Origin of the sequence: Arthrobacter sp. A2-55, assembly GCF_025548615.1 — a bacterium.
GTDB lineage: Bacteria > Actinomycetota > Actinomycetes > Actinomycetales > Micrococcaceae > Specibacter > Specibacter silviterrae.
In genome coordinates, this window is the sequence record NZ_JAJLOZ010000031.1 from 16,316 (window position 1) to 41,179 (window position 24,864).

The 24,864-nt window shown below is 62.0% G+C and carries 25 protein-coding genes and 2 tRNA genes; 12 read left to right on the forward strand and 15 right to left on the reverse strand.

The genetic code is table 11. The features are described 5' to 3' along the window. Window positions 1–105: 105 nt before the first annotated feature. Window positions 106–291 (reverse strand): hypothetical protein, encoded by a 186-nt coding sequence (locus LPN03_RS10370; protein WP_262454185.1) that lies wholly within the window; start codon window positions 289–291, stop codon window positions 106–108. Between the two features lie 332 nt (window positions 292–623). Between LPN03_RS10370 and LPN03_RS10375 the strand changes: the two genes are divergently transcribed. Both LPN03_RS10375 and LPN03_RS10380 read left to right on the forward strand, forming a co-directional pair. Continuing rightward, on the forward strand, window positions 624–1,298 hold the full coding sequence (locus LPN03_RS10375; protein WP_262454186.1) for an alpha-ketoglutarate-dependent dioxygenase AlkB family protein: 675 nt from the start codon (window positions 624–626) through the stop codon (window positions 1,296–1,298). Window positions 1,299–1,803: 505 nt separating this feature from the next. Next, window positions 1,804–2,355, forward strand: coding sequence for a flavin reductase family protein (locus LPN03_RS10380; RefSeq protein ID WP_262454187.1), 552 nt, complete (start codon window positions 1,804–1,806; stop codon window positions 2,353–2,355). Here the strand turns inward: LPN03_RS10380 and LPN03_RS10385 are convergent. Both LPN03_RS10385 and LPN03_RS10390 read right to left on the reverse strand, forming a co-directional pair. Next, window positions 2,352–3,083 (reverse strand): rhomboid family intramembrane serine protease, encoded by a 732-nt coding sequence (locus tag LPN03_RS10385; protein WP_316255773.1) that lies wholly within the window; start codon window positions 3,081–3,083, stop codon window positions 2,352–2,354. The genes LPN03_RS10380 and LPN03_RS10385 overlap by 4 nt on opposite strands. Before the next feature lie 264 nt (window positions 3,084–3,347). Beyond that, window positions 3,348–3,890, reverse strand: coding sequence for a peptidylprolyl isomerase (locus LPN03_RS10390; RefSeq protein WP_165182752.1), 543 nt, complete (start codon window positions 3,888–3,890; stop codon window positions 3,348–3,350). Between the two features lie 140 nt (window positions 3,891–4,030). Here LPN03_RS10390 and LPN03_RS10395 point away from each other — a divergent pair, with 140 nt between their 5' ends. Further along, the gene (locus tag LPN03_RS10395; RefSeq protein WP_262454190.1) at window positions 4,031–4,900 is read left to right on the forward strand and encodes a hypothetical protein; all 870 of its coding nucleotides are present in this window, start codon (window positions 4,031–4,033) and stop codon (window positions 4,898–4,900) included. A gap of 67 nt (window positions 4,901–4,967) precedes the next feature. On the opposite strand, the gene LPN03_RS10400 is transcribed toward LPN03_RS10395, so the two are convergent. The 12 genes from LPN03_RS10400 to dnaA form a co-directional block, all read right to left on the reverse strand. Next, window positions 4,968–5,849 carry a DMT family transporter gene (locus LPN03_RS10400; protein WP_262454191.1) on the reverse strand — a complete coding sequence of 294 codons (882 nt, stop codon included), beginning with the start codon at window positions 5,847–5,849 and terminating at the stop codon, window positions 4,968–4,970. Between the two features lie 76 nt (window positions 5,850–5,925). Then, window positions 5,926–6,001, reverse strand: a tRNA-Ala gene (locus LPN03_RS10405). Between the two features lie 25 nt (window positions 6,002–6,026). After that, the gene (locus LPN03_RS10410) at window positions 6,027–6,146 is read right to left on the reverse strand and encodes a DLW-39 family protein (RefSeq protein ID WP_262454192.1); all 120 of its coding nucleotides are present in this window, start codon (window positions 6,144–6,146) and stop codon (window positions 6,027–6,029) included. Window positions 6,147–6,184: 38 nt separating this feature from the next. Continuing rightward, a tRNA-Ile gene (locus LPN03_RS10415) sits at window positions 6,185–6,258 on the reverse strand. A gap of 123 nt (window positions 6,259–6,381) precedes the next feature. Then, window positions 6,382–6,900 carry a DUF3566 domain-containing protein gene (locus tag LPN03_RS10420; protein ID WP_165182749.1) on the reverse strand — a complete coding sequence of 173 codons (519 nt, stop codon included), beginning with the start codon at window positions 6,898–6,900 and terminating at the stop codon, window positions 6,382–6,384. After that, the gene (gyrA, locus tag LPN03_RS10425) at window positions 6,897–9,539 is read right to left on the reverse strand and encodes a DNA gyrase subunit A (protein ID WP_262454193.1); all 2,643 of its coding nucleotides are present in this window, start codon (window positions 9,537–9,539) and stop codon (window positions 6,897–6,899) included. The genes LPN03_RS10420 and gyrA overlap by 4 nt, the downstream gene beginning before the upstream one ends. Before the next feature lie 65 nt (window positions 9,540–9,604). Then, on the reverse strand, window positions 9,605–11,668 hold the full coding sequence (gene gyrB, locus LPN03_RS10430; protein ID WP_262454201.1) for a DNA topoisomerase (ATP-hydrolyzing) subunit B: 2,064 nt from the start codon (window positions 11,666–11,668) through the stop codon (window positions 9,605–9,607). Between the two features lie 365 nt (window positions 11,669–12,033). Then, window positions 12,034–12,627 (reverse strand): DUF721 domain-containing protein, encoded by a 594-nt coding sequence (locus LPN03_RS10435; protein WP_410468578.1) that lies wholly within the window; start codon window positions 12,625–12,627, stop codon window positions 12,034–12,036. Further along, window positions 12,617–13,846 (reverse strand): DNA replication/repair protein RecF, encoded by a 1,230-nt coding sequence (gene recF, locus LPN03_RS10440; protein WP_262454194.1) that lies wholly within the window; start codon window positions 13,844–13,846, stop codon window positions 12,617–12,619. Before recF ends, LPN03_RS10435 begins: the two co-directional genes overlap by 11 nt. A 23-nt stretch (window positions 13,847–13,869) precedes the next feature. Beyond that, a complete protein-coding gene (gene gnd / locus LPN03_RS10445) occupies window positions 13,870–14,757 on the reverse strand; it encodes a phosphogluconate dehydrogenase (NAD(+)-dependent, decarboxylating) (RefSeq protein ID WP_165182745.1) in 888 nt (295 codons plus the stop codon). A gap of 64 nt (window positions 14,758–14,821) precedes the next feature. Further along, window positions 14,822–15,946: a DNA polymerase III subunit beta gene (dnaN, locus tag LPN03_RS10450; RefSeq protein WP_165182744.1), complete on the reverse strand. Its 1,125-nt coding sequence runs from the start codon at window positions 15,944–15,946 to the stop codon at window positions 14,822–14,824. 464 nt (window positions 15,947–16,410) lie between these two features. Then, window positions 16,411–17,844 carry a chromosomal replication initiator protein DnaA gene (gene dnaA, locus LPN03_RS10455; RefSeq protein WP_165182743.1) on the reverse strand — a complete coding sequence of 478 codons (1,434 nt, stop codon included), beginning with the start codon at window positions 17,842–17,844 and terminating at the stop codon, window positions 16,411–16,413. Window positions 17,845–18,399: 555 nt separating this feature from the next. On the opposite strand from dnaA, the gene rpmH reads away from it, so the two are divergent. From rpmH to LPN03_RS20795, 9 genes are all read left to right on the forward strand, one after another. Beyond that, window positions 18,400–18,537, forward strand: coding sequence for a 50S ribosomal protein L34 (rpmH, locus tag LPN03_RS10460; protein ID WP_011776797.1), 138 nt, complete (start codon window positions 18,400–18,402; stop codon window positions 18,535–18,537). Window positions 18,538–18,592: 55 nt separating this feature from the next. Then, a complete protein-coding gene (gene rnpA, locus LPN03_RS10465; protein WP_262454196.1) occupies window positions 18,593–19,030 on the forward strand; it encodes a ribonuclease P protein component in 438 nt (145 codons plus the stop codon). Continuing rightward, on the forward strand, window positions 19,011–19,412 hold the full coding sequence (yidD, locus tag LPN03_RS10470) for a membrane protein insertion efficiency factor YidD (RefSeq protein ID WP_205678282.1): 402 nt from the start codon (window positions 19,011–19,013) through the stop codon (window positions 19,410–19,412). The genes rnpA and yidD overlap by 20 nt, the downstream gene beginning before the upstream one ends. Before the next feature lie 18 nt (window positions 19,413–19,430). Continuing rightward, a complete protein-coding gene (gene yidC / locus LPN03_RS10475; protein WP_165182740.1) occupies window positions 19,431–20,396 on the forward strand; it encodes a membrane protein insertase YidC in 966 nt (321 codons plus the stop codon). Beyond that, window positions 20,396–20,926 carry a protein jag gene (locus LPN03_RS10480; RefSeq protein ID WP_262454198.1) on the forward strand — a complete coding sequence of 177 codons (531 nt, stop codon included), beginning with the start codon at window positions 20,396–20,398 and terminating at the stop codon, window positions 20,924–20,926. Before yidC ends, LPN03_RS10480 begins: the two co-directional genes overlap by 1 nt. 92 nt (window positions 20,927–21,018) lie before the next feature. Further along, window positions 21,019–21,648, forward strand: a complete 630-nt coding sequence (gene rsmG, locus LPN03_RS10485; protein WP_410468579.1) for a 16S rRNA (guanine(527)-N(7))-methyltransferase RsmG — start codon at window positions 21,019–21,021, stop codon at window positions 21,646–21,648. A gap of 260 nt (window positions 21,649–21,908) precedes the next feature. After that, window positions 21,909–22,796: a ParA family protein gene (locus LPN03_RS10490; protein WP_262454203.1), complete on the forward strand. Its 888-nt coding sequence runs from the start codon at window positions 21,909–21,911 to the stop codon at window positions 22,794–22,796. A gap of 98 nt (window positions 22,797–22,894) precedes the next feature. After that, window positions 22,895–23,899, forward strand: coding sequence for a ParB/RepB/Spo0J family partition protein (locus LPN03_RS10495; protein ID WP_262454204.1), 1,005 nt, complete (start codon window positions 22,895–22,897; stop codon window positions 23,897–23,899). Between the two features lie 237 nt (window positions 23,900–24,136). Beyond that, window positions 24,137–24,847, forward strand: a complete 711-nt coding sequence (locus tag LPN03_RS20795) for a hypothetical protein (protein ID WP_316255775.1) — start codon at window positions 24,137–24,139, stop codon at window positions 24,845–24,847. Window positions 24,848–24,864 lie beyond the last annotated feature (17 nt).

Here is a 24,864-nt window from a genome sequence, read left to right on the forward strand (position 1 = left end):
GGGTCGATCCCGTGGGACAGTGCATTGGCGTTGATAACCTGCCTCATCCAATGGCCCAGCCCTGGCTCAATCCCGTCATAAAAATTGGCGAACCCCTGCTCGGTGTCAAAGCCGCGCGCGAGCGGCTGCCTGCCACGACGGATCCCACCCCGCACCGAATGCGCGTTCTTGATCCCCGGCCGACAGCAGCACGCCCGTCTCGTCTGCTTTCACTAGCCGGTCAACAGAATTGGCGTTGGGCAGGGAAGGAATCTCCAGCAGGGGAACTTCGAGGTCGCGCAGCAATTGCACCCGCCGTTTCCGCACCACCGGGACCCGCCGTGGGCATGACACCATCCTCCCAACCGGGGCTTATGGCACGTGCGCGCGAAGCCACTAGTCGGGTGTGCAACAAGTCATCAACGTTCTTTCCCTGACTGTGCGGCCAAGCATTCCTCCGTGGCAAATGTCCCGAAGGAAAGCGGACTGCGATTCCGATGGGCGGCCCTCGGGTCGTTGTGGAACATGCCTAGGATGGTGCCAAATGGCCCGGCGAGCTACCCCATCGACGGAATGGAAAGCTGAGCAGACTACAACAGCTGGCGCGTCCGCGATGCCTCATTCACTTTGGAAGGAACGGCCCCATGAACTACTTGTTTGGGGATGACCTCATGGAGCGGCCCCGCCGCGAGCTGGCCCCCGGGGCAGTCCACGTTCCGAACTGGCTGAATATGGAGCAGCAGAAATGGCTGGTCGCCCGATTCAAGGAATGGGCCAGCGGGCCGGTGCCCATCCGTTCGGCAAAAGTTGGCGGTCATGAAATGTCCGTCAAGACTGTCTGTCTGGGCTGGCACTGGCGCCCGTACCAATACACGCGCGACGCCGTCGACGTGAATGGCAACCGCGTTCTTGACTTCCCCGACTGGATGGTCCGGCTGGGCAGAAAGGCCCTCGTCGAGGCCAGCGGCAATCCACATGCCGGCGACGACTTCACCCCCGACACGGCGCTGGTGAACTACTACGACGCGACCGCCCAGATGGGAATGCACCAGGACAAGGACGAACTCTCCAAGGCCCCGGTGGTCTCCTTGTCGATTGGGGACACCTGCCAGTTCCGCTTTGGAAACGCAGACAACAGGTCCAAACCGTACGAAGACATCAGCCTTTCCTCCGGCGACCTGTTCGTCTTCGGGGGCGCCTCACGCTTCGCCTACCATGGTGTCCCTCGCATCTACCCAGGGACTGCCCCTGATGGCTGCGGGCTGGCAACCGGGCGCATCAACATCACCATGCGCGTGACCGGAATGGGCGAGCAATGAGCGACGCCGGCACCACGCACCTGCCCAGCCGCCATTGATGCTCCAGCTCCGGCAGCCCGCCGGCGACACGAAATTGAGAACACGGGCAGCCATCGCGTGAACCCACAGCACGCCGGCAATTATTGTTGTTCACACCTTGTCCCCATGGTTATCCACAGGATGTGGATCGTGATGGCATCGATCCGAAACTTATCCACGGACGTTGACAACTTATTCGAACTATCCACAGGCCGTATTCGAAAACCTCTCCGCACTCGGTTGTTCACAAAGTTATCCACAGAAGTGGATAACTTATGCCAGATTTCCCCTTAATTGCTGGACAGTGCCGCCAGAAAGTAATCCACAGTTGTGGAATTACATGTGTGTAACTTATACCCAGTGTGAACAACCATGTGGACAAGTAGCTGTTCGACGGGTTTTCACCTTCTAGAACTACAAGTCTGTAAGTTATGCCCATGTGTGGACAAGCCTGTGGACAATTAGGCAGCCGTGGGACCATGGAGGCATGGAACTCACAGAGCCGCTGGACTCCCAACGCGTATCCCCACAGGCGCCCACGCAAGCGGACATCGATGAGTTTCGCCGGCTGGGCGCCGAGCAGGCCGCAGGCGTCGCCATTGTCAGCACCGTGCTGCGCGGCCGTGACTATGCCGCCACGGTGACCGCCTACCTCTCAGTGTCCTATGACCCTCCGACACTTTTGGTGAGCCTCTATGAAGGGTCCAGGATTGCCCAGGCGGTAGTCGAGTCGGGACAGTGGGCCCTGACGCTGCTCCCTACGGAGCAAAAGCGGGCCGCCAACTGGCTGGCGAGTCCGGGCACGCCAATAGAGGGCCTGCTCAACCAGATCGAGTTCAAGCGGGGGCCGGCCACCGGCTGCGCCGTCATTGCCGGTTCCCTGGCCTACTTTGAGGTCGCCACCACGGCCGTCCATGTGGCGGCCACGCACCTGCTGGTGGTGGGGGAAGTGGTGGGCATGGGCAGCGAGGCCGGGCCGTCTCCCGAGGCCTCACCGCTGCTCCACTACGCCGGCGACTACCGCCGGCTCAAGCCCTAACCCACCACGTAAGGGGGAAAGGTGGAGACCTTGTAAAGGGCAAGCCCCACCATGACAAGCACGACGGCGGCCATGCCGCCCCACTGGACCACATTGCGCCGGGCGTTGGCCGGGGCGTAGGCAATGGCCACAGTGCACAGCGCGCCGGCGATCAGCCCGCCCAGGTGCGCCTGCCAGGCAATGTTGGGGATGAAGAACCCCAGTGCGGCATTTATGAGCAGCAGCACCACAATTTGGCGCAGGTCCCCGCCGCGCTTCTTCTGGACCACGAAGAGCGCGCCAAAGAGGCCAAATATGGCGCCAGAGGCCCCCACCACAGGAGTCAGCGGGTCCGCGAACATCAACAAAACTGCAACCGACCCGGCCAGCGCGCTGATGAGATAGACAGCCAGGAAGCGCAGCCGGCCGAAGGCAGGTTCCAGGGCGCTGCCCAAAATCCACAGGGCATACATATTAAACGCGATGTGCATGATGTTCGTGGAATGCAGGAACGCAGACGTCACCATGCGCCATGGCTGGGTTTCCGTGGTGAACGGCGCGTAGGCAAAGTTCTGGAAGATGAAGTCCTTGGGGATGGCCCAGTCCAGGACAAACATGGCCACGCAGATGGCCATCATGGTGATGGTGACCATGGGACGGCCGGTGGTCACCCCGCCGCCAAAAATGGTCCGACGCGCCCGCACGGCCTTGGCGGACTCCCGGACGCAGTCCACGCATTGGATGCCCACGGCCGCACTTCGCTGGCAGTCCGGGCACGTTGGCCGGCCACACCGCTGGCAGCTCACATAGGAGACGCGGTCGGGGTGCCGTGGGCAGACTGGTGCCCCCACAGGGGTTCCCGGTGCCGGATATGCAGAGCTCATGGTGGTGGTTCCTTGGGAAGAGGCTTAAAAGTGTGTGGCCGCCGGGGCCCGGGCAGGGCCAGCCGAAAATGGCTTGGCCTGCGCGGACCCCGGCAGCCGGGTGGGTCCAAAGGGAGGTTAAGCCCGTAGCTAGAGTTGCTCGACGGTCACCGAGTTGATGACAACGTCCTCGCGCGGCTTGTCGCCGGGACCGGTGGAAACGCCCTCAATGGCGTCAACGACTGCCTTGGAGGAGTCGTCGGCAACTTCACCAAAAATGGTGTGCTTGCCCTGGAGCCAGCTGGTGTTGACCGTGGTGATGAAGAACTGTGAACCGTTGGTGCCGCGACCGCCCTGGATGCCGGCGTTGGCCATGGCGAACTTGTACGGGTCGTTGAAGTTCAGGTCGGGGTTGATCTCGTCGTCGAACTGGAAGCCCGGTCCGCCAATACCGCGGCCCAGCGGATCGCCGCCCTGGATCATGAAGTCCTTGATGATGCGGTGGAAAATGGTCCCGTTGTACAGCGGCGCGTTCGTCTTCTCGCCGGTGCCCGGGTGGGTCCATTCGATTTCACCGGTGGCCAGGCCAACAAAGTTGGCGACCGTCTTGGGTGCGTGGTTGCCAAACAGGTTCACCACGATGTCGCCCAGGCTGGTGTTGATAGTTGCTTTTGCGGTTGGGATAGCAGTCATGGCGACATTCTGCCATGTCAAACTGGCAAAATTCCTGCCCACGGGGGACTTTCCGCGCCGGGCGAACTCAAGGAGCATGGCACGTGCGCCATGCGCGACGTAGGCTAAATGGTGAAGACCCTGACATCTGGAGGAAAAACGTGAAGACAGTAGAACGCTTGACCCACGACTTGGAAGAGTCCCTCACCACCGGCGTGGAATGGGCCACGCCCCGTGTCGAGGCTGCCCGCGACTGGGCTGCGCCGAAGATTCAAAAGGGCATCGACAATGCCTCCCCCAAAGTTCAGGAAGGCATTCGCAAGGCTGCACAGTTCACCGCCGACGGCGTAGCTTCCGTTACGCCGAAAATCCAGGACGGCCTGGGCCGGCTTGGGCCGAGGATTTCCGACGCCTTTGACGATGCCGCTCCCCGGGTCCAGGAGGCCCTGAACAGGGCAACTCCCGCGCTCACCTCCGCCAAGGACAAGATGGTTGGGGACTACATCCCGCTGTTCTCGGAAAAGTTGGGCGATGCCGCCCAGGCCGTGGGATCCGCTTTGGAAAAGACAAGCGCCTCGGAGCCGGCAAACGTGGTGGTCGCCAAGGTGGCGGGCGGCAAGCGGGCCCTGGCCAAGGCCGAAAAGGCTGCCGCTGCGGCGGCCAGGCAGGCCGCGGCTGAACTCAAGCGGAGCCAGAAGAAGGGCGGCAAGGGTTGGATCGTGCTGGGTGTCATCGCGGCGGCCACTGCCGCGGGCGTTGCCGCATGGAAGGCATCCAAGCCGGTGCCGGACCCGTGGAAGACCCCCGTCCCTGTCACCACGCCGGCCCCCGTCGCAACTGTTCCGGCGGCAGTTCCCGAGGAGCCGCAGGCAACGCCGGCCCCCGTGCCCGCGGCTGCCGTCAGCACCGAAGGACTGGACACTGTGGACGCTGCCGAATCCGCCGCTGACGCCGGCCCGGAAGATGCAGCCACGATCCCGGAGCCGGCAGCCAAGGACACCACGCCGAAGCCGAAGGCTCCCAACAAGTAGCCTGCTCCCGGCGGCAACGTTTGTGGCAAGTGGCCCTGGATCTCAGCTGATCCGGGGCCACGGCCAGTTAACCGGCCGTCGATGCCCGCTTGAGTCCTCCGCGGCCTTGGTGCAGCACCACAACGGCCAGCCCGGCAATGATCAGGGCCAGCCCCAGGTAGGTCCCGGCCGGGAGCATTTCGCCCAGGAAGATGCCGGCCAGCAAGGCGGCCCCGGGAATTTCCAACAGGATCATCATGGAGACCACCAGCGGGGAAATGGTCGCCAGCAAGTGGTTGAAGATGGTGTGCCCCATGATTTGGGCGGCAATGGTGACGGCAATAATGCCCAGCCAGGCTACCGGCGGAATGGCGATCAGTGGCTGCCCCAGGGCCAGGCACATTGCGAGCAGGACAACGGATGCGATGCCGTAGCAAATGGTCGAATACAACGGCGTTGACATGCTCTTGCGGGCCCGTGATCCGGCCAGCGTGTACACGGCGGCCAGGGCGCCGCCGGCCAGGGCCAGAAGGTCGCCCACCAGCGCATCGCCGGAGACGCCCACATCAAATCCGGTAATCACCACCACGCCTCCCAGGGCCACGCCCAGTCCCAGGACAATGAGAAATGGCGGACGCCGTCCCCGAAGCCATTGGAAAAGGGCAATCCAGGCGGCCTGCAGGCAGACCAGCGCTGTTGCGGCCGCAACACTTGTCAGCTTCACGGACGTAATGAAACAGGCAAAGTGCAGGGCCAGGGCAACGGCGGCAATGGCTGAAAACTTAAGTTCCGTGCGTCCCAGTGAGGCGATTGAGCCCCTGCCGCCCACCAGCACGGGTGCACCCATCGTGAGCGCGCCGAGGGCATTGCGCCAAAAGGCGATGGTCAGGGCGGGGGCGGCCGTTGCTGCCATGATCGGCCCGGATGCCGAAACACCCACAATGCCCAGAACCGCCAGGAATAAGATCACCTGTCAACAGTAGGGCACCCGGGCTGCTTCCCGAACAAAACAAAACACCCCGGCCTGCTGGCCGGGGTGTTTTCCATGGTGGAGGCACGGGGACTCGAACCCCGAACCCCCTGCTTGCAAAGCAGGTGCGCTACCAATTGCGCCATGCCCCCATGGGGTGGTTCAGTACCTTTGGAACTAGTTGACGGTGTCCGTCGCCTTGCTCCACGTTGCCTTGGCAACCTTGGAATCCAGCCACTTCCTGTTCAAGAAAACCGCAGCGCCCAAAGCTGCGGCTAAAACCAGCAACTTGCGCACTGCACACCATCCTTGACTGGGAACCGGCAATGGTTCCGTGGGCGCACCAGGACTTGAACCTGGGACCTCTTCGTTATCAGCGAAGCGCTCTAACCGCCTGAGCTATGCGCCCTCATCGGCCCTCAGCGGGCCGAGATAAAACTTTACCCCACACATTCCCCAACTCACAAATCGGCGGGTCCAACCGTTTATTGAACCCGCCAATTCGCGGAATTTGCAGTAAATTCGGGCCGATTTAGTCGTCCGTCAGGGTGACGCCGATGCCGCCCACCAAGGTGGCGGAGATGTTGTACAGCACCGCCGACAGCATGGAGAGGGTGGTCAGCAGCACCACGTTGACGACGGCGACAATGGTGGCGTAGGAGGCCACCTGGCCCAGGGATGCATACTTCATCAGGTCGAAGGCGGTTCCGCCCTCGGGTCCCTGAATGTCCGTCATGAGGGAGTTGACCTTGTCAAAGAGGCCAATGACGTCAAGCACCGACCACAGCACAATGGAGGCCACCACTGTAATGATGCCCAGGGCCACGGACAGCAGGAATGCCATCTTCAGCACGGACCAGGGCTCCACCTTGCTGACCAGCAGGCGGGCACGGCGTGCCTTCGCCTTGGGGGCCGGCTTGACGAGCGGCGGATGGGACGGGCGCTTGACCGCTGAGGGGCCCGAAGAGGTGCCTGGACGCTGCTGCGGCCGGGCTGGCGCGCCTACCCTCGGGGCGGTACTGGGCCGCGGATTCGGGTTGCTCGAGCTCAATCGGTACCTCCATTTGTTGCGTCAGGGTCGGTTAACGGTACTTCATTTACCTGATCGTTTGCTTGGGGTCCACCATTTGCCTCGGCGCCGTCGTCGTCCGTGGCTTCCTCAAGGTCGTCCTGGTCCAGGCCGCGTTCGCTGTTCCGGGCCACTTCGATGATGCGGTCATGCTTGTCCGGCTTGGCGAAGATGACCCCCATCGTGTCGCGCCCCTTGGCGGGCACTTCGGAGACATTGGAGCGGACAATCTTGCCGCCGCTCATGACCACCAGCACCTCGTCGTCTTCCTGCACGATCAAGGCGCCAACCAGGTCGCCACGGTCCTCCACGAGCTTCGCGACCTTGATGCCCAGCCCGCCGCGGCCCTGCAGCCGGTATTCGTCGACGGCGGTGCGCTTGGCGTAGCCGCCTTCCGTCACAATGAACACATAGGAGTCATCGGTCACCACGGCTGCGGCAAGCAGTTCGTCCCGGTCGCGGAACTTCATGCCCGTCACCCCGGAGGTGGCGCGTCCCATGGGGCGCAGGGCCTCGTCGGTGGCGGTAAACCGGATGGACTGGCCCTTCCGGGACACCAGAATGAGGTCATCGGTGTCTGAAACCAGCTGTGCGGAGACCAGTTCGTCGTCGTCGCGCAGGTTGATGGCGATGACGCCGGCCGAACGGTTGGTGTCGTAGTCCTCAAGCCGGGTCTTCTTCACCAGGCCGTTGCGCGTTGCCAGGACCAGGTAGGGCGACTGCTGGTAGTCATGGAGTTCCATGACCTGGGCAATCTTTTCATCCGGCTGGAACGCGAGGAGGTTTGCCACATGCTGGCCCTTGGCGTCCCGGCCGGCCTCGGCCAGCTCATAGGCCTTGGCCCGGTAAACGCGCCCCAGGTTGGTGAAGAACAGCAGCCAGTGGTGTGTGGTGGTGACGAAGAAATGCTCGACGACGTCGTCCCCGCGCAGCTGGGCGCCCTTGACGCCCTTGCCTCCGCGGTGCTGTGTGCGGTAGTTGTCGCTGCGGGTGCGCTTGACGTAGCCGCCGCGGGTGATGGTCACCACCATTTCCTCTTCGGGAATGAGGTCTTCCATGCTCATGTTGGGGTCGTAGCCCATCATGATTTCGGTGCGCCGTTCGTCGCCATAGCGGGCGGTGATGTCGGCCAGTTCGTCGCTGACGATGCCGCGCTGCACTTCCGGATCCGCCAGGATCCGGTTGAATTCGGTGATCATGGTTTCGAGCTGGTCCGCCCGGTCCTGGATCTTCTGGTGTTCCAGGGCGGCCAGCTTGCGCAGCTGCATGTCAAGGATGGCCTTGGCCTGGATTTCGTCAATCTCCAGCAGGGACATCAGGCCGTCGCGGGCTTCCTCCGAGGTGGAGGAGCGCCGGATCAGCGCAATGACCTCGTCCAGGGCGTTGAGCGCCTTGAGCAGTGCCCGCTGGATGTGCGCCTCTTCCTCGGCCTTGCGAAGGCGGAAGCGGGTGCGGCGGACAATGACGTCCATCTGGTGGGTGACCCAGTGGCGGATGAAGGCATCGAGCGGCAGCGTGCGCGGCACGCCGTCGACGATGGCCAGCATGTTGGCGCTGAAGTTTTCCTGCAGCTGCGTGTGCTTGTAGAGGTTGTTCAGGACAACCTTGGCCACGGCGTCGCGCTTGAGGACGACGACGAGGCGCTGGCCCGTGCGGCCCGAGGTTTCGTCGCGCAGGTCGGCGATGCCGGCGATCTTGCCGTCCTTGACGAGTTCGGCGATCTTGATGGCCAGGTTGTCCGGGTTGGCCTGGTAGGGCAGTTCGGTGACCACCAGGCAGGTGCGTCCCTGGATTTCCTCCACGTTGACCACGGCGCGCATGGTGATCGAGCCGCGGCCGGTCCGGTAGGCGTCCTCAATGCCCTTGCGCCCCAGGATCTGTGCTCCTGTGGGGAAGTCGGGTCCCTTGATGCGCTGGATCAGCGCCTCAAGCAGTTCCTCGCGGGTGACGGTGGGGTTGGCCAGGAACCACTGGACACCCTCGGAAACCTCGCGCAGGTTGTGCGGGGGAATGTTGGTGGCCATGCCCACGGCGATCCCGGAGGACCCGTTGACCAAAAGGTTCGGGAACCGGGACGGCAGAATGGTCGGTTCCTGGTTCTTGCCGTCATAGTTGTCCTGGAAGTCGACAGTTTCCTCGTCAATGTCCCGGACCATTTCCATGGCCAGGGGGGCCATCTTGGTTTCCGTGTAACGGGGCGCGGCCGCGCCGTCATTGCCGGGGGAACCAAAGTTCCCCTGTCCCAGGGCCAAAGGGTAGCGCATGGTCCAGTCCTGAATGAGGCGGACCAGGGCGTCGTAAATGGCGGAGTCACCGTGCGGGTGGTACTGGCCCATGACCTCGCCCACCACGCGGGCACACTTGTTGAAGGAGCGCTCCGGGCGGTAGCCGCCGTCAAACATGGCATACAGCACGCGGCGGTGCACAGGCTTGAGCCCGTCACGGACGTCGGGGAGTGCACGCCCCACGATGACGGCCATGGCATAGTCCAGGTAGGAACGCTTCATTTCCTCCTGCAGGTCAATTTGTTCGATCTTGTCATGGCCAACTACCACGTCGCCTTCGAGGACCACTTCGCCGGCCTGTTCGCTGCCCGGATTCTCAGGTGTTTCGTCACTCATAGTCTTTTATATTCCAATCCCAAAATATGTCTGATTCGTTATATGAAGTCGGGGTGAACCCGGTCCTAAATATCGAGGAAGCGGACATCCTTGGCGTTTTGTTGAATAAAGTTTCGGCGGGATTCAACGTCCTCACCCATGAGGATGGAGAAGATCTGGTCAGCCTCGGCGGCGTCTTCCATGGTGACCTGCAGCAATGTCCTGTGGGCCGGGTCCATGGTGGTGTCCCAGAGTTCGGAATAGTCCATCTCGCCCAGGCCCTTGTAGCGCTGGATGCCGTTGTCCTTGGGAATGCGCCGTCCGGCAGCTGCACCGGCGGCCAGGGCGGCGTCGCGTTCCTTGTCGCTGTACACGTAGTCGTGCGGGGCGTTGGACCACTTGATGCGGTACAGCGGCGGCTGGGCCAGGTAGACGTAGCCGCTCTCGATCAGCGGCCGCATGTAGCGGAACAGCAGTGTCAGCAGCAAGGTGGTGATGTGCTGGCCATCCACGTCGGCATCGGCCATCAGCACAATCTTGTGGTACCTGGCCTTGTCCACGTCAAAGTCCTCGCCAATGCCGGCACCAAATGCCGTGATCATGGCCTGCACTTCGGCGTTGCCCAGGGCGCGGTCCAAGCGCGCCCGCTCCACGTTCAGGATCTTGCCGCGCAGCGGCAGGATGGCCTGGGTGGTTGGGTTGCGGCCGCGGACGGCCGAGCCGCCTGCGGAGTCACCCTCCACAATGTAAATCTCGGACAGGGCCGGGTCCTTGGACTGGCAGTCCTTGAGCTTTCCGGGCATGCCACCGGATTCCAGCAGTCCCTTGCGGCGGGTGTTTTCCCGCGCCTTGCGTGCAGCCAGGCGGGCCTGTGAAGCCTGGATGGACTTGCGGATCACGTCCCGGGCGGGGCCGGGGTTGCGTTCTAGCCAATCTCCCAGGCCGTCCGTGACCACACGCTGGACGAATCCCTTGACCTCCGAGTTGCCCAGCTTCGTTTTGGTCTGTCCTTCAAATTGCGGTTCCGAGAGCTTGACCGAAATGACTGCCGTGAGGCCCTCGCGGATGTCATCGCCCGTGAGGTTGTCATCCTTGTCCTTGATGATGTTCTTCTCCCGCGCGTAGCGGTTGATCAGCGACGTCATCGCGGCACGGAAGCCCTCTTCGTGGGTGCCGCCCTCGTGGGTGTTGATCGTGTTGGCGTAGGTGTGGACGCTTTCGGAGAAGGACGTGGTCCACTGCAGGGCCAGTTCCACTGCCATGTGCCGGGTGGTGTCCTCGGTTTCAAAGGCAATGACGTCCTCGTGGACGGGCTCGTACTTCTTGGAGGAGTTCAGGTACTTGACGTAGTCCAGCAGGCCGTCCAGGTACTGGTACACAACCACGCGCTTGCCGGTGGCAATGTCCTTGCCCTCCGGAATCGCATCCAGGTCGGGGTCCTCGTCGTGGTTCTCCGGCACGCGCTCGTCGCTGAGCGTGATCTTCAGGCCCTTGTTCAGGAAGGCCATCTGCTGGAAGCGGGCACGGAGCGTTTCAAAGTCGAACTCCACGGATTCAAAGATTTCCGGGTCCGGGTAAAACGTCTGGATGGTGCCGGTTTCCGTGGTGGCCTCGCCCTTGACCAGGGTTCCCTGCGGCTTGCCGCCATCGGCGAAACTCATGCGCCACACGAAGCCCTTGCGTCGGATCTCGGTGTCGACGCGCCGGGACAGTGCATTCACCACGGAGATGCCCACCCCGTGCAGGCCGCCGGAAACCGCATAGCCGCTGCCGCCGAACTTGCCGCCGGCGTGCAGGATGGTCATGACCACTTCAACCGTGGGCTTGCCCTCGGTGGGGTGGATGTCCACGGGAATGCCGCGGCCGTTGTCCACCACGCGCACGCCGCCGTCGGAGGTCAGGGTGATTTCAATGTGGTCGCAGTAGCCGGCCAGTGCCTCGTCAACGGAGTTGTCCACCACCTCATAGACCAGGTGGTGCAGGCCGCGCAGGCCCGTGGAACCGATGTACATGCCGGGACGCTTGCGGACCGCTTCCAGTCCTTCCAGGACCGTGATGTCGCTGGCATCGTAGTGGGGGGCCTCGACCGGCGGGGCCGCGGTTTCGACAACCACGCCTTCCCCTGCGGGGCCACCCTGCTCCGGATTCATCGCGTTCCCCGGGTTCTCCGGATTGTTCGTTGTCACAGGCGCGTTCGACCCCTTTATAGTTAGCCCGATTGCCGCCAGCGGTAATGCCGCGGGCACCCCTAAGATCAGGCACCCGGCTCATCCCGTGAAGGCACGTAAATACCGCTCCCGGTGAAGCCTCAAAAAGCATCTCAACGCCGCAGGGAGACGGTCCTGCCTCTAATTCTACCTTGCGGCTGGGGCAAACCCTGCCCAAACGTGCCTTCAGAGGCGAGAAAAGTGCCCTAGCGTGCCACAATTGCTCCACCGCTGAGGGGATGTACGCCCGCGGGGGTTCCAGTCGCCCAGCAGGGCGTTTGACACTTTTCGCGGGGCCGCGTGGCACCCTACCCGTAGGTGTCGCGCGGGCCGCGCCCCTTGACGCTGCGGAAACCCTTGCGCCAGCTCGGTGCCGCGGGCCCCAGGACCATTATTTTGCCCACGACGCCGGCCCCCAGTTCGGCGTCAAACTTCGCCAGCAGCGATGAGGAGAGCAGGCGCAGTTGCGTGGCCCAGCTGGTGGAGTCGCAGCGCACATGCAAGGTGGTGGCTTCAAAGCTTTCCGGCCGGCAGTGCGCTGCAATGTCCGCGCCGACCAGGGTGTCCCACTGCGCCATCACCGACCCCACGGCCAGCGGCGAGGTCCAGCCGCGGTCCGAAACAAGGCGGCTGACCACCTTTCCCAGCCCCTGGGGGTCGCGGCCGCCGTCCACCAGGTCCAGAAATGGCTGGCGTTTGCCCCTGGGCACTGCCTTTTCGCCCAGGCGGCTGCGCGGAATGCGCAGTTCACCGCGGCTCTTGGCAATGGTTCGCATCCGGTTCAGGGCTGCCTGCGCCGCATCCACTTCCGTGACATGGTCGGTCGCGGCAGCGGCCACCCGGCTCTTCCGGCCGGTGGCGTCGTGCCGCGCACCCGGGGTGGGGGCTTTCTCAGAGCCCACGTGCCTGCACCCCGCCGGGAATGACCTGCACATGCGCTGCGGCCAGTTCGTCCGGAATGTCCCCTCCCACGGCCGCCGTCACCAGGACCTGCTCGGCACCGGCCACCATCAGGGCCAGCTTGCTGCGCCGTTCGGCGTCCAGTTCGGCAAAAACGTCGTCCAAAATCAGGATGGGCTGGTTGCCGGCGATGGGGGAGTCCGCGCCCAGCACATGGAACGACGCCAGGCGCAGGGCCAGCGCCACGGACCACGATTCCCCATGCGAGGCGTATCCGCGGGCGGGCGAGTCCCCCAACAGCAATTCAAGGTCGTCCCGGTGGGGTCCCACCAGGGTCATGCCGCGGTCCAGTTCCCGGGGCCGGGCGGCGGACAGGGCCGCGATGTACCTTTTGGCCAGCTCGTCCTCGGTGCAGTTGGCCAGTTCGCCGTCTTCGGGAGGGGACGCCGGCTGGCCGGAAGTGTCGGCGCTGTCGCCGTCGTGCATGTCCTGTATCCCTGCCGGGGTGTCCAGACTGCTTCGGTAAATGGCCTGCAGCGTCTTGGTGCCATCCGTCAATTGTGCGTAGGCCTCGGCCATGTAAGGACGCAACCGTTCCACCAGGTCCAGGCGGGCGGCCAGCAATTTGGCCGCGGCCGCAGCCAGGTGTGCATCCCACACGTCCAGGGTGGCCAGCTGCCCTTCATTGACGCCGGACCGCGAAAAGTGGGCGGCCCGGGCAGACTTGAGCAAGGCGTTGCGCTGCTTGAGCACCCTGTCATATTCCATGCGCGTTGCGGCATGTTTCGGGGCCAGCACCACCAACAGCTCGTCCAGGAAACGGCGCCGGTTGGCGGGATCGCCCTTCACCAGCGCCAGGTCCTCTGGAGCAAAAAGGACGCTCCGGCAGATCCCCAGGATGTCACGGGCACGGACGGGGTTGGCCCGGTTGATCCTGGCCCGGTTGGCCCGGGAGGCGTTGATCTCCACCTCGACCATGACTTTTTGTTCGCCCCGTACCAGCTGGGCCCGGATCAGTGACCGTTCCGTGCCGATTCGCAGCAGGGGCAGATCGGAACTGACCCGGTGGGAGGCCAGCGAGGAGAGGTAGCCGATTGACTCGACGAGGTTGGTTTTGCCTAGTCCGTTGGAACCGACCAGCACTGTCACCCCGGGAGAGAGCGACAGTTCCACCTGCTCGTAGCTGCGGAAGTCGGTGAGCGAAAGATGTTCAAGAAACACGGCAGTGCCCGGCTCTTTTCCGGCTAGGACCCTGCAGGCTTGGTGGCATGCCCACCGAACTGGTGGCGCAGCGCGGAAACCATCTTCATGGCCGGGGAATTGTCCTCACGGGAAGAAAAACGGGCAAACAGTGCTGCGGTAATGGCAGGGGCGGGCACTGCATTCGCGATGGCTTCCTCCACTGTCCAGCGGCCCTCCCCCGAATCCTCAACGTAGTCGTCAATGGACTCCAGGCCCGGATCTTCGTCGAGGGCCTTGACCATCAGGTCCAACAGCCATGAGCGGACCACTGTCCCTTTTTGCCAGGCGCGGAAGGTGCCCGGCAGGTCCTGGATGATTTCCTTCTTTGCCAGCAGTTCATAGCCTTCGGCGTAGGCCTGCATGAGCCCGTATTCAATGCCGTTGTGGACCATCTTCGCGTAGTGGCCGGCACCGATGTCGCCGACGTGGACAAAGCTGTCGGCTCGATCTCCTGCGGGCCGGAGTGCGTCCAGGATGGGCATGGCCCACGCCACGTTTTCGGCCGAACCGCCGGCCATCAGGCCGTAACCGTTCTTCAAGCCCCACACACCGCCCGAGACACCCACGTCCATGAAGCCGATCTTCTTCTCAGCCAGCAGGGCGCCGTGGCGCTGGTCCTCGGTGAAGCGGGAATTGCCCCCGTCAACCAGCAGGTCACCGGCCTCCATGTGCTGGGAGAGTTCAGTGATGACCGAGTCTGTGATGTCGCCTGAGGGAACCATGACCCAGATCAGGCGCGGGGCGGGTACAGCAGCAACAAGTTCTGCCAGCGAGGGAACGTCCGTGACGTCGGGATTTCTGTCGTATCCGGTGACTTCGATGTCCGCCTCGCGCAACCGGGCACGCATGTTGAAGCCCATTTTTCCAAGTCCGACAAGTCCGATGTGCACGGTAACTCCCTTTTCTTGATTTGTTTTGTGGCGGTGGTGGAAGCTTGATTTCCTTGACGCGGGGCTACTGGGAAGGCAGCCTGACCGGCATCACCAGGTATCGGTAGTCGTCCCGGTTGTCGCCGTCGACGTCGTCCTGCGCCGTCAGCATGGCCGGCTTGGGTGCGGAAGTGAAGGAAAAACGGACGTATTTGCTGTCGAAGGCATTAAGACCTTCGCTGAGGTAATGCGGGTTGAAGGCGACGGTGATTTCCTCGCCCACCAGGGTTGCTTCCAGGTTTTCGGAGGCCTGGGCATCTTCGCCGGTGCCGGCGTCAAGGGTGAGCTGTCCATCGGTGAAGATCAGGCGGACGGGAGTGTTGCGTTCAGCCACCAGGCTCACACGCCGGACAGCCTCGGCCAGGGCGTGGGTCTCAACCGTTGCGTGGATGGGCGTGTTGTCCGGGAAGAGGGACCGGATTTTGGGGTAGTCACCATCCACCAGCAGCGAGGTGGTTCGGCGCCCGCCGCTCTCAAAGCCGATCAGTTCACTGTTGTCCGACAGGGCAATGTTGATGTTCCCGGACCCGCCGAGGGTCTTGGCAACTTCACTCAGGGTCTTTGCCTTGACCAGCGCTCCGGTCGAGATGTTGGGGGAGGTGGGGTTCCACCGGATTTCGCGCAGGGCCAGACGGTAGCGGTCTGTGGCGAGCAGGGTGATCAGGTCACCCTCAATCTCCATTTTGACGCCCGTCAGGATGGGCAGTGTGTCGTCTCTGCTGGCGGCGATGATCACCTGGGAGACGGCCTGGGCAAAGGCCTCGCCGTCAACTGTTCCGCTGAGCTCGGGGAGGGCGGGCAATTCAGGATAGTCGCTGACCGGCATGGTGGCCAGGTGAAAACGGCTGCTGCGGCAGGTCAGCGTCACCTTGGAACCATCGGTTTCAACCTCGACGGGAGCCGAGGGCAGGCTCCGGCAAATGTCTGCGAGCAGGCGCCCTGACACCAAAATGGTGCCCTCCTCCGCGATGTCTGCGGGGATTTCCAGGCGTGCTGAAATTTCGTAGTCAAAACTGGCCAGGCTCAGCGTTCCGGCTTCGGCCTTGAGCAGCAGGCCGGAGAGGACCGGTACCGGGGGCCTGGGGGACAAGGATCGTGCGGCCCAGCTGACTGCTTCGGTCAGAACATCCCGTTCGACTCGGAACTTCACGGAAGGGTGCCGCCTTTCATTGTGCGAAAAGTGTGTGGTGCCGCAGGGAAACAGGAGCCCCCAGGGGGACTGTTGGGCTTTCGTTTGGAATTACATGCTTGCAGACAGCTTAGCCCTTTGGCCAGCGGGAAATGACATTCCTGTTTGGCCGGGAGGGCCCGGTTGGCAGGGGAATGAAAATGTTGTTTGAAACGAATAATTCTTGGGATTCGTAGTGTTAATAAGTCCTGTGGATACTGTGGATAACCCGGCTGGTACGCGTGATCCCGCCAATCTGCCCTGTGCACAAGGTGTGAGGCTGCTCCGCCTTGGCCTGTGGGCACCGGTGGAGAACTTTCCGCGCCATTTCGGCCATCCACAGGGGAGCCCAGAGTTATCCGCAGGCCGGCCCCGCTTGTGCACTTAACTGTCCACAGACTTATCCACAGCTGTTAATTATTGGATTTTTTTCGCCGCTGCGCGGCTCAGCCCTCACGCTGCTGCTGCTTGATCTTGTTGGTCAGCTCGGTCACCTGGTTGTAAATGGCGCGCCGTTCCGCCATAAGTTCGCGGATCTTCCGGTCGGCATGGATCACCGTGGTGTGGTCGCGGCCGCCGAATTCCTGGCCAATTTTCGGCAGCGACATGTCCGTCAGCTCACGGCACAGGTACATCGCAATTTGGCGGGCCGTTACCAGCGTCCTGGTCCGTGACTTGCTGCACAGCTCCTCCAGGGAGATGTTGAAGTACGCGGCGGTCTGGCCAAGAATCGCGGTGGAAGTGATTTCCTGGGCGCCGTCGTCGGTGATGAGGTCCTTGAGCACCATCTCGGCCAGGCCCACATCCACCGGCTGGCGGTTCAGGCTGGCGAAGGCCGTGACACGGATCAAGGCCCCTTCGAGCTCGCGAATGTTGGTGGAGATCTTGGAGGCAATGTATTCCAGGGCGTCGTCCGGGGCAGAGAGGCCTTCACCGATGGCCTTTTTGCGCAGGATGGCAATGCGGGTCTCCAGTTCCGGAGGCTGGACGTCCGTCAGCAGGCCCCACTCAAAACGTGAACGCATGCGTTCTTCAAATCCCTGCAGGCGCTTGGGCGGCAGGTCGGAGGTGATGACAACCTGCTTGTTGTGGTTGTGCAGGGCGTTGAAGGTGTGGAAGAACTCCTCCTGCGTGGCGTCCTTGTTCGCCAGGAACTGGATGTCGTCAATGAGCAGGATGTCAACGTTGCGGTACAGCTGCTTGAAGCTGGCACCTTCGTCGTCCCGAATGGAGTTGATGAAGTCGTTGGTGAATTCCTCGGAATTGACGTACCGAACCCGAATCCCCGTGTACAACCGCCGGGCATAGTGGCCAATGGCATGCAGGAGGTGCGTCTTCCCGAGCCCCGAGTCGCCGTAAATAAACAGCGGGTTGTAGGCCTTCGCCGGCGCCTCCGCGACAGCAACGGCCGCGGCATGGGCGAAGCGGTTGGAAGCACCGATCACGAACGAATCAAAAACGTACTTCGGGTTCAGCCGGCCAAATTCCTGGGAGGTGCTCGGCAGCATGGGTGAAGGCTTGGAGGCGTTCTCGTGCCTGTCCACCGGATCATGGCGCTCCGGGCGGGGCTGGGCAGGCGGTGCCGGTTCCTCTTCCTTCGTGGGAGGGACCAGATCCGCGTTGACACTGAAAGCGCAGCTGATTTCCTCTGGAAAAACCTGCCGCAGCGCGTCCACCAGCGCTGTGTTGAGTTGCGTCTGCAGTACCTCGCGGGTCAATTCGTTGGGTACGGCCACCAGCAGCGTGTTGCCAATGAGCCCTTGGGGCTGGGTGAGGACAACGAAGCCCCGCTGCCGCGGCGAAACCCGTTCGTCTTGTTCCAGGATGCGGATGACCCGGCGCCAGGAACTACCGACGTCATTGATTTCCTCAGTGCTCATCGACTGTTCCACCTTTACTGCCGTCAGGGCCTGCCCGATCCGGCATCTCGTTATTGCACGTTCCCCACACGTGACTTCCGTTACATTCCGTGGTGCGCGTCCGCCAGGGGGGACTGCAACGCAATCCGTCATCCACAGAGTTATTCACAACCAGTGGATAACTTGCCACGGGCCAAGCCTAAGGGATGAAAAGCCTAGAAGATAGCGAGGAAAACTGCTTGTGGATAAATGTCACACCAGCAGGCCCCGGGGCCATGCTGTCGACAGTTTGTCCACCGGTTATCCACGGATCTGTGCACAGGGGCGGCTTCGGTGCGCCTCACATGCACACTCGCCGGGGGAGCTGGCGGCAGGCGGGAAAGCCGCCGCGGTTTGACTGGTGGGGGCGCCATGACCTAACGTTGTGAAGTCCCATGTGTCTGCTTTGCGCACCAGCGCGTGTTCCTTGTTCTTAAGGAGCGAAGAGCCGGCATCCATATACTTAGCGTCGGCCTGTTCTTCCCCTTAACTTAGTTTGGGCAAGGCGCATCTTTAGATTGTCTTGGAGTAACTACCGTGAGCAAGCGGACTTTTCAGCCGAACAACCGCCGTCGTGCCAAGAAGCACGGCTTCCGTCTTCGCATGCGTACCCGCGCCGGCCGTGCCATTCTGGCCGCACGCCGTGGCAAGGGTCGCGTCGAGCTGTCGGCCTAACCAATAACTGCTTGACGTTTCGTCGGGCCTTACAGAAGTAGCGGTTGATCGCAGGGTGCTGGCCACCAGACACAGAATGCGGACTTCCGCGCTCTTCTCACATACTGTACGTTCCGGCGTCCGCAATGGACGCCGGAACTTGGTGTTATATGTGGCGTCCAGTACTCCGGATGAACCGACCCGAATCGGGTTTATCGTCTCGAAGGCCGTTGGGAACGCTGTGGCCCGCAATCTCGTTAAAAGGAGACTGCGGGAAATAGCCGTGGAAACTATTCACCGCCACCCATGTGGAATCCAGGTTGTCGTGCGGGCCCTGCCCGCTTCAGCTTCCGCCACGTGGGATGAACTTGGTGATGACTATCTGCGGGCCTTTTCCGCCGCTGCTTCCCGCCTGGCCTCCAAGCCGGGGGAAAGTGCGGGCCGGCGCAACAATGCACCGGCAGCGGTTGAGGCCAAACGAGTCGAAGGAGATGATGTCCGTGACCCAAGTTGACCTTTGGCGTCGCGCACAACGAGCCCTGGCCGTCGTCGGACGCGCAGTGTGGCATCTTCCCCGCAACATTCTCATTGTTGCCCTCAAACTGTACCGGCGACTCATCTCCCCCCTTTATGGGCAGGTGTGCCGGTTTTTTCCGTCTTGTTCGGCGTATGCCCTTGAGGCCGTCACCGTCCACGGTGCAGTCAGGGGCAGCTGGTTCGCGGTCCGCCGCATTGTGCGGTGCCATCCTTGGAACGCGGGCGGCATCGATCCGGTGCCGTCACCGGCCCACGTCCACTGGGATGATCCCGCCAAGGTCCCCTTCATTGTCCAACTGAACCACCCGGATTTTTTCCTGGCAGCTCAGGCGGAGACACAAAGCCGCCCCGCGGCTTGAGGAGAATAGAAAAGAAATATGGATTTCCTCCAGACGATTCTGACGCCCTTCGAATGGCTCGTGTCAATGATCATGGTGCTCTTCCATGACGGGCTGACCTTCATCGGGCTGCCGGCTGCTTCAGGAATCTCCTGGACGCTTTCCATCATTGGCCTGGTATTGGTGATCCGCGGTGCCTTGATTCCCGTGTTCGTCAAGCAAATCAAGGCCCAGCGCGGCATGCAGGCACTTCAGCCGGACATGAAGAAGCTGCAGGCCAAATACAAGGGCAAGACCGACCAGCTTTCCCGCCAGGCAATGGCGCAGGAACAGATGGCCCTGTACAAGGAACACGGCACCAACCCGTTCTCCGCCTGCCTGCCCATGCTGATCCAGATGCCGTTCTTCTTCTCCCTGTTCCGGGTACTGTCCGGCATCTCCAAGGCCAACGCCAACGGCCAGGGCATTGGCGGCATGAGCCCGGCCCAGGTGGCGCAGTTCGACCACGCCACCATCTTCGGCGCGCCGCTGTCGGCGGCATTTCTTCCGCAGCTCCAGGGCGGGGACCTCAAGGTCTCCGTGGTGGTTCTCTCGCTCATCATGATCATTGCCATGATTGCTTCGCAGTTCATCACGCAGAAGCAGATCATGACCAAGAACATGTCAGAGGAGGCCATGCAGGGCCCCTTCATGAAGCAGCAGAAAATGATGCTGTATGTGCTTCCGCTGGTCTTCGGCATCGGCGGCGTGAACTTCCCCATCGGTGTCCTCATCTACTGGACCACCACCAACATCTGGACCATGGCCCAGCAGTTCTTCGTGATCCGCCGCATGCCCACGCCGGGATCTCCCGCGTACAAGGAATACCAGAAGCGCCGCGAAGCCAAAGGCCTGCCGCTGCTGGGTGCCTCGAAGAAGAAAATTGTCGAGGAAGAGATCGAAGAGGTTCCCGAGCCCAAGGGCCAGCGCAGCCAGCCGCAACGCAAGAACAGGAAGAAGAGATAATGCCTGCTGAAACGGAAAATGCCGTCGAGGAAACAATCCACCACGACGTGGAAACCGGTGCCAGCCGCCTCGAGGAAGAGGGCGACATCGCCGCGGACTACCTCGAGGAGCTCCTGGACATTGCCGACATCGACGGCGACATCGACATTGAGGTTCGGAACGGACGCACCTACATCTCCATCGTCTCCGACGAGGAAATTGAGGCCCTGAAGAGCCTGGTGGGTCACGACGGCGAAGTCCTGGACGCATTGCAGGAACTGACCCGGCTGAGCGTGCTTTCGGCCACGGGCAACCGATCGCGCCTGGTGCTGGATATTTCCGGCTACCGGGAACGACGCAATGCGGAACTGGCCCAAATTGCCAAGGATGCGGCAGAAGCCATCAAGGGCGGGACCACCTCCGTGGCCTTGGCCCCGATGGGAGCCTACGAACGCAAAATTGTCCATGATGCCATCGCCGAACTCGGCCTGGAGTCCGAGTCCGAGGGTGAGGGCAGCGGCCGCCACATTGTCGTCACGGCCGCGCAGTAACACCGAATTTTATTCATGCTAACGGGTCCCGTTCACCTGCCAGTGGGCAGGTGGGCGGGACCACTTGTGAGGGGACTGCCGCAGTGGAAGAGATGACAGCCGAAGAAGGCGTTGCCGCAGGGCGGATCTTTGGGGACCGGCTGGAGCTGGCCAGGCGTTATGTGGGGCACCTGGCAACATCGGGCATCGAGCGCGGCCTCATTGGGCCGCGCGAGGTGCCACGCCTGTGGAACCGGCATGTCCTGAACTGTGCCGTGGTGGCGGAGCTGATTGACCACGGCGCCAAGGTGGCCGATGTGGGCAGCGGCGCCGGTTTGCCAGGACTCTGCCTGGCCATTGCGCGGCCCGACCTGTACCTGACGCTGATTGAACCGCTGGAACGCAGGGTCACCTGGCTGGAGGAAGTGGTCATGGACCTCGGCCTGGACAATGTCGAGATCATCCGTTCCAGGGCTGAAGCGGCGGTGGGGAAGGTTGAGTGCAGCGTGGTTACCGCACGGGCCGTCTCGGCACTGAACACCTTGCTCCCCTTGACCATTCCGTTGCTGGGCGGGCACGGCGAATTGCTTGCCATCAAGGGGCGCAGCGCTGCGGAGGAAATTGACAAGGCAGCCAAGGTCATCAAGAAGTTGGGCGGAGTTCAAACGGACGTGCTCGTTGCCGGTGCCGAAATTTTGGCCGAACCAACCACCGTGGTGCGGGTCAAGGTGGCACGGCGCTGATCCGCCAAGCACTAGCCGGGAACCGATAGGCTAGAGACTGGCAAGCACAGCCAAAGGAAAGTGAGTGTGTCAGCGTGACCAGCAGCGAAGCAGCTTCGCAACGGATCCCACCGTTTATGTCGTTGGGTTCAGCACGATCTGACGCAACCGTGGGGCACGGGGTGTCCTTAGGAACTCGCAATGAGAATCAATCAAAATCAGTTGACTATTCCGACGCTCCCAATGTTTCACGTGAAACAGGCCCGCAGCGGGAATCGGCCATGGACGGCGGCTTCGATAAGGACAGTCCCATTGCCAGTCAGCTGCTCAGCGAAACCAAGCGGCGTGAGCGGTTGTTGGGGCGAAAGTTGCCCAAACCCTCGCGGACCCGAATCCTGACGGTGGCCAATCAAAAGGGCGGAGTGGGAAAAACCACGACGACGGTCAACATCGCCGCCGCTCTGGCGTCAGCGGGGCTGCATGTCCTGGTCATCGACATTGACCCGCAAGGAAATGCGTCCACCGCGCTGGGAGTGCCCCACCACGCCGAAATTGACAGCATCTACGATGTGCTGATTAATGACTTCGACATGTCCGACGTCGTGCAGGAATGCCCGGACATCAATAATCTGTACTGCGCTCCGGCAACCATTCACCTGGCCGGCGCCGAAATAGAACTTGTGTCCCTCGTGGCGAGGGAACAACGGCTGCGACGAGCGATAGACGAGTATGTCAAATATCGTGCATCGAATGGTGAGGAGCGCCTCGACTTCATCTTCATTGACTGCCCACCCAGTCTTGGATTGCTGACAGTCAACGCCTTCTGTGCGGCCAACGAAGTCATGATTCCCATCCAGTGCGAGTATTACGCGTTGGAGGGATTGAGCCAGCTGCTCAAAAACATCGAAATGATCCAAAAGCACCTCAATTCTGATCTCTCCGTCTCGACGATCCTGTTGACCATGTATGACGGGAGAACGAACCTGGCCGCACACGTGGCGGCCGATGTGCGCGAACATTTTCCCCAACAGGTCCTTAAGGCTCTCATCCCGCGATCGGTGCGAATCTCAGAAGCCCCAAGCTACCAGCAGACGGTGATGACCTACGATCCGTCGTCCACCGGCGCGTTGTCCTATCTGGAAGCCGCTGCGGAACTCGCTGAACGCTAGACTTCAGATGTGGGAAAGCCCTGGTGCACCCACACTATTCATGACGCAACTCATCCGGCCCCGCACTATGGAGGGCTCGTTCAATGGAGGACAACTCAATGACGGACAAGCGTAGAGGCCTTGGTCGCGGCTTAGGAGCCTTGATTCCCAACTCGTCCTCGGACGACGAGACGTCAACGTCGATGCCGACGCGCCCCGTCGATCTCTTCTTCCCCGAACCCAAGGGACGCAAGACTGCCCCGAGTGGCAGGAGGACGGCGCCAGCGCCGGTACCCGAACTGGTTGAGGTGCCCGGGGCCCGGTTCATGGAACTCCCTGTTGGCCAGATTCATCCGAACCGCAAGCAGCCCCGGTCCGTGTTTGACGAGGATGACATGGCGGAATTGGTGCATTCCGTCAAGGAAATTGGCGTTTTGCAGCCAATTGTTGTCAGGGAGTCGCAGGAAAAGGGTGACCAGCCCTACGAGCTCGTCATGGGTGAACGCCGTTGGCGTGCTTCGCAGGCCGCGGGGCTGGAGACCATCCCCGTCATTGTCCGGGAAACCAGCGATGACAACCTGCTCCGCGATGCATTGCTGGAGAACCTGCATCGCAGCCAGCTGAACCCGCTCGAAGAGGCAGCGGCCTATCAGCAGCTGCTGGAGGACTTTGGCACTACACACGAGCAATTGGCGGATCGCATTGGCCGGTCCCGCCCGCAGGTTTCCAATACCTTGCGCCTGCTGAAACTGCCGCCTGTGGTGCAGCGCCGAGTCGCTGCCGGCGTGCTTTCGGCCGGACATGCGCGCGCCTTGCTGTCATTGCCGGGGGCGGATGCCATGGAACAGTTGGCGCAGAAGATTGTTGCCGAAGGAATGTCGGTTCGTGCCACGGAAGAGGCCGTCCAGCTCTACCAGGTTCCCATGGACAACCACCAGCCGCGGATTACCAAGCCCAGCCCCCGGCATGAGCGCCTCGACTTCCTTGCAAGTTCCCTTGCCGACCGACTCGATACAAATGTCAAGATTTCCCTCGGGGCACGCAAGGGTAAGGTCAGCATTGAGTTTGCCTCGGTGGAGGACCTCAACCGAATCATGGACGTCCTGTCGCCCGGCTCCAACTAAACTTAATTCTCAGCAATGGCAGTGTTTCACGTGAAACACTGCCATTGCCGTCATCGGCGGCTTGTCCAGGATCGATCCTAAGCGCCAAAACTGGGACTGCATACAATCGCTAGAGGCCGGGGTTTTCCGACTTCTCGGCCGCAACTTGCCTTCTTGACGGCGTGCCGGTTGTTTCACGTGAAACGCCCGCGCAGGGACGGTAGGGTGAATGAATCAGCCTGAACTCCTGGGGGTAGCATGCTCATCACCATTAGCTATAGTGGTCCCGAACCCGGTGACCTGGGATACCTTCTCCACAAGCACCCTGGCAGGGTGCAGAGCTACGACTTGAGTGTCGGCAGGGCTCATGTCTTTTATCCGGAATTCTCGGACGAGAGGTGCACGGCCGCCCTCATGCTCGAGTTGGATGCACTGGAGCTGGTAAGCAACCGACACATCCGCCTGGACGCCCGGAAGAGTTTGGACCACTACGTTAACGACAGGCCGTATGTGTCGTCCTCCATCATGTCCATGGCCATGGGGAAGGTGTTTAGGACTGCCATGACCGGCCGGTGCGACTCGCGCCCGGACTTGGCCGCCGGCGCCATCCCGCTGGAGATTACGCTCTCCGCCGTGCCCGTCCACGGCGAGGTGGGCTTGCCGGCGAGACTCTTTGAACCCTTGGGATGGAAGGTCACCGAGCATCGGCTGCCCCTTGACCCGGCTTTTCCGGAGTGGGGAGATTCCAACTACGTGAACCTCACACTCTCAGGGTGCCTGCGCCTTCGTGATGCCCTGCGGCAGACTTATGTCCTGTTGCCCGTGATGGACGACTCCAAACACTACTGGGTGGCCGATGACGAGGTGGGCAAATTGCTGCGTGCCGGTGAGGGGTGGCTCTCCACCCATCCTGCAAGGGGGTTCATATCCAACAGGTACCTGGCCCATCAACGCAGCATGACCACGTAGGCCAACCTGCTGATGGA

What these genes read in the sequence shown, in the direction of transcription:
- LPN03_RS10375 (WP_262454186.1), top strand. Translation starts at nt 624, where the DNA reads ATGAACTACTTGTTTGGGGATGACCTCATGGAGCGGCCCCGCCGCGAG.
- LPN03_RS10380 (WP_262454187.1), top strand. Translation starts at nt 1,804, where the DNA reads ATGGAACTCACAGAGCCGCTGGACTCCCAACGCGTATCCCCACAGGCG.
- LPN03_RS10390 (WP_165182752.1), bottom strand. Translation starts at nt 3,890, where the DNA reads ATGACTGCTATCCCAACCGCAAAAGCAACTATCAACACCAGCCTGGGC.
- gyrA (WP_262454193.1), bottom strand. Translation starts at nt 9,539, where the DNA reads ATGAGTGACGAAACACCTGAGAATCCGGGCAGCGAACAGGCCGGCGAA.
- gyrB (WP_262454201.1), bottom strand. Translation starts at nt 11,668, where the DNA reads ATGAATCCGGAGCAGGGTGGCCCCGCAGGGGAAGGCGTGGTTGTCGAA.
- dnaA (WP_165182743.1), bottom strand. Translation starts at nt 17,844, where the DNA reads ATGAGCACTGAGGAAATCAATGACGTCGGTAGTTCCTGGCGCCGGGTC.
- yidD (WP_205678282.1), top strand. Translation starts at nt 19,011, where the DNA reads ATGTCCGTGACCCAAGTTGACCTTTGGCGTCGCGCACAACGAGCCCTG.
- yidC (WP_165182740.1), top strand. Translation starts at nt 19,431, where the DNA reads ATGGATTTCCTCCAGACGATTCTGACGCCCTTCGAATGGCTCGTGTCA.
- LPN03_RS10480 (WP_262454198.1), top strand. Translation starts at nt 20,396, where the DNA reads ATGCCTGCTGAAACGGAAAATGCCGTCGAGGAAACAATCCACCACGAC.
- rsmG (WP_410468579.1), top strand. Translation starts at nt 21,019, where the DNA reads ATGACAGCCGAAGAAGGCGTTGCCGCAGGGCGGATCTTTGGGGACCGG.
- LPN03_RS10490 (WP_262454203.1), top strand. Translation starts at nt 21,909, where the DNA reads ATGGACGGCGGCTTCGATAAGGACAGTCCCATTGCCAGTCAGCTGCTC.
- LPN03_RS10495 (WP_262454204.1), top strand. Translation starts at nt 22,895, where the DNA reads ATGACGGACAAGCGTAGAGGCCTTGGTCGCGGCTTAGGAGCCTTGATT.
- LPN03_RS20795 (WP_316255775.1), top strand. Translation starts at nt 24,137, where the DNA reads ATGCTCATCACCATTAGCTATAGTGGTCCCGAACCCGGTGACCTGGGA.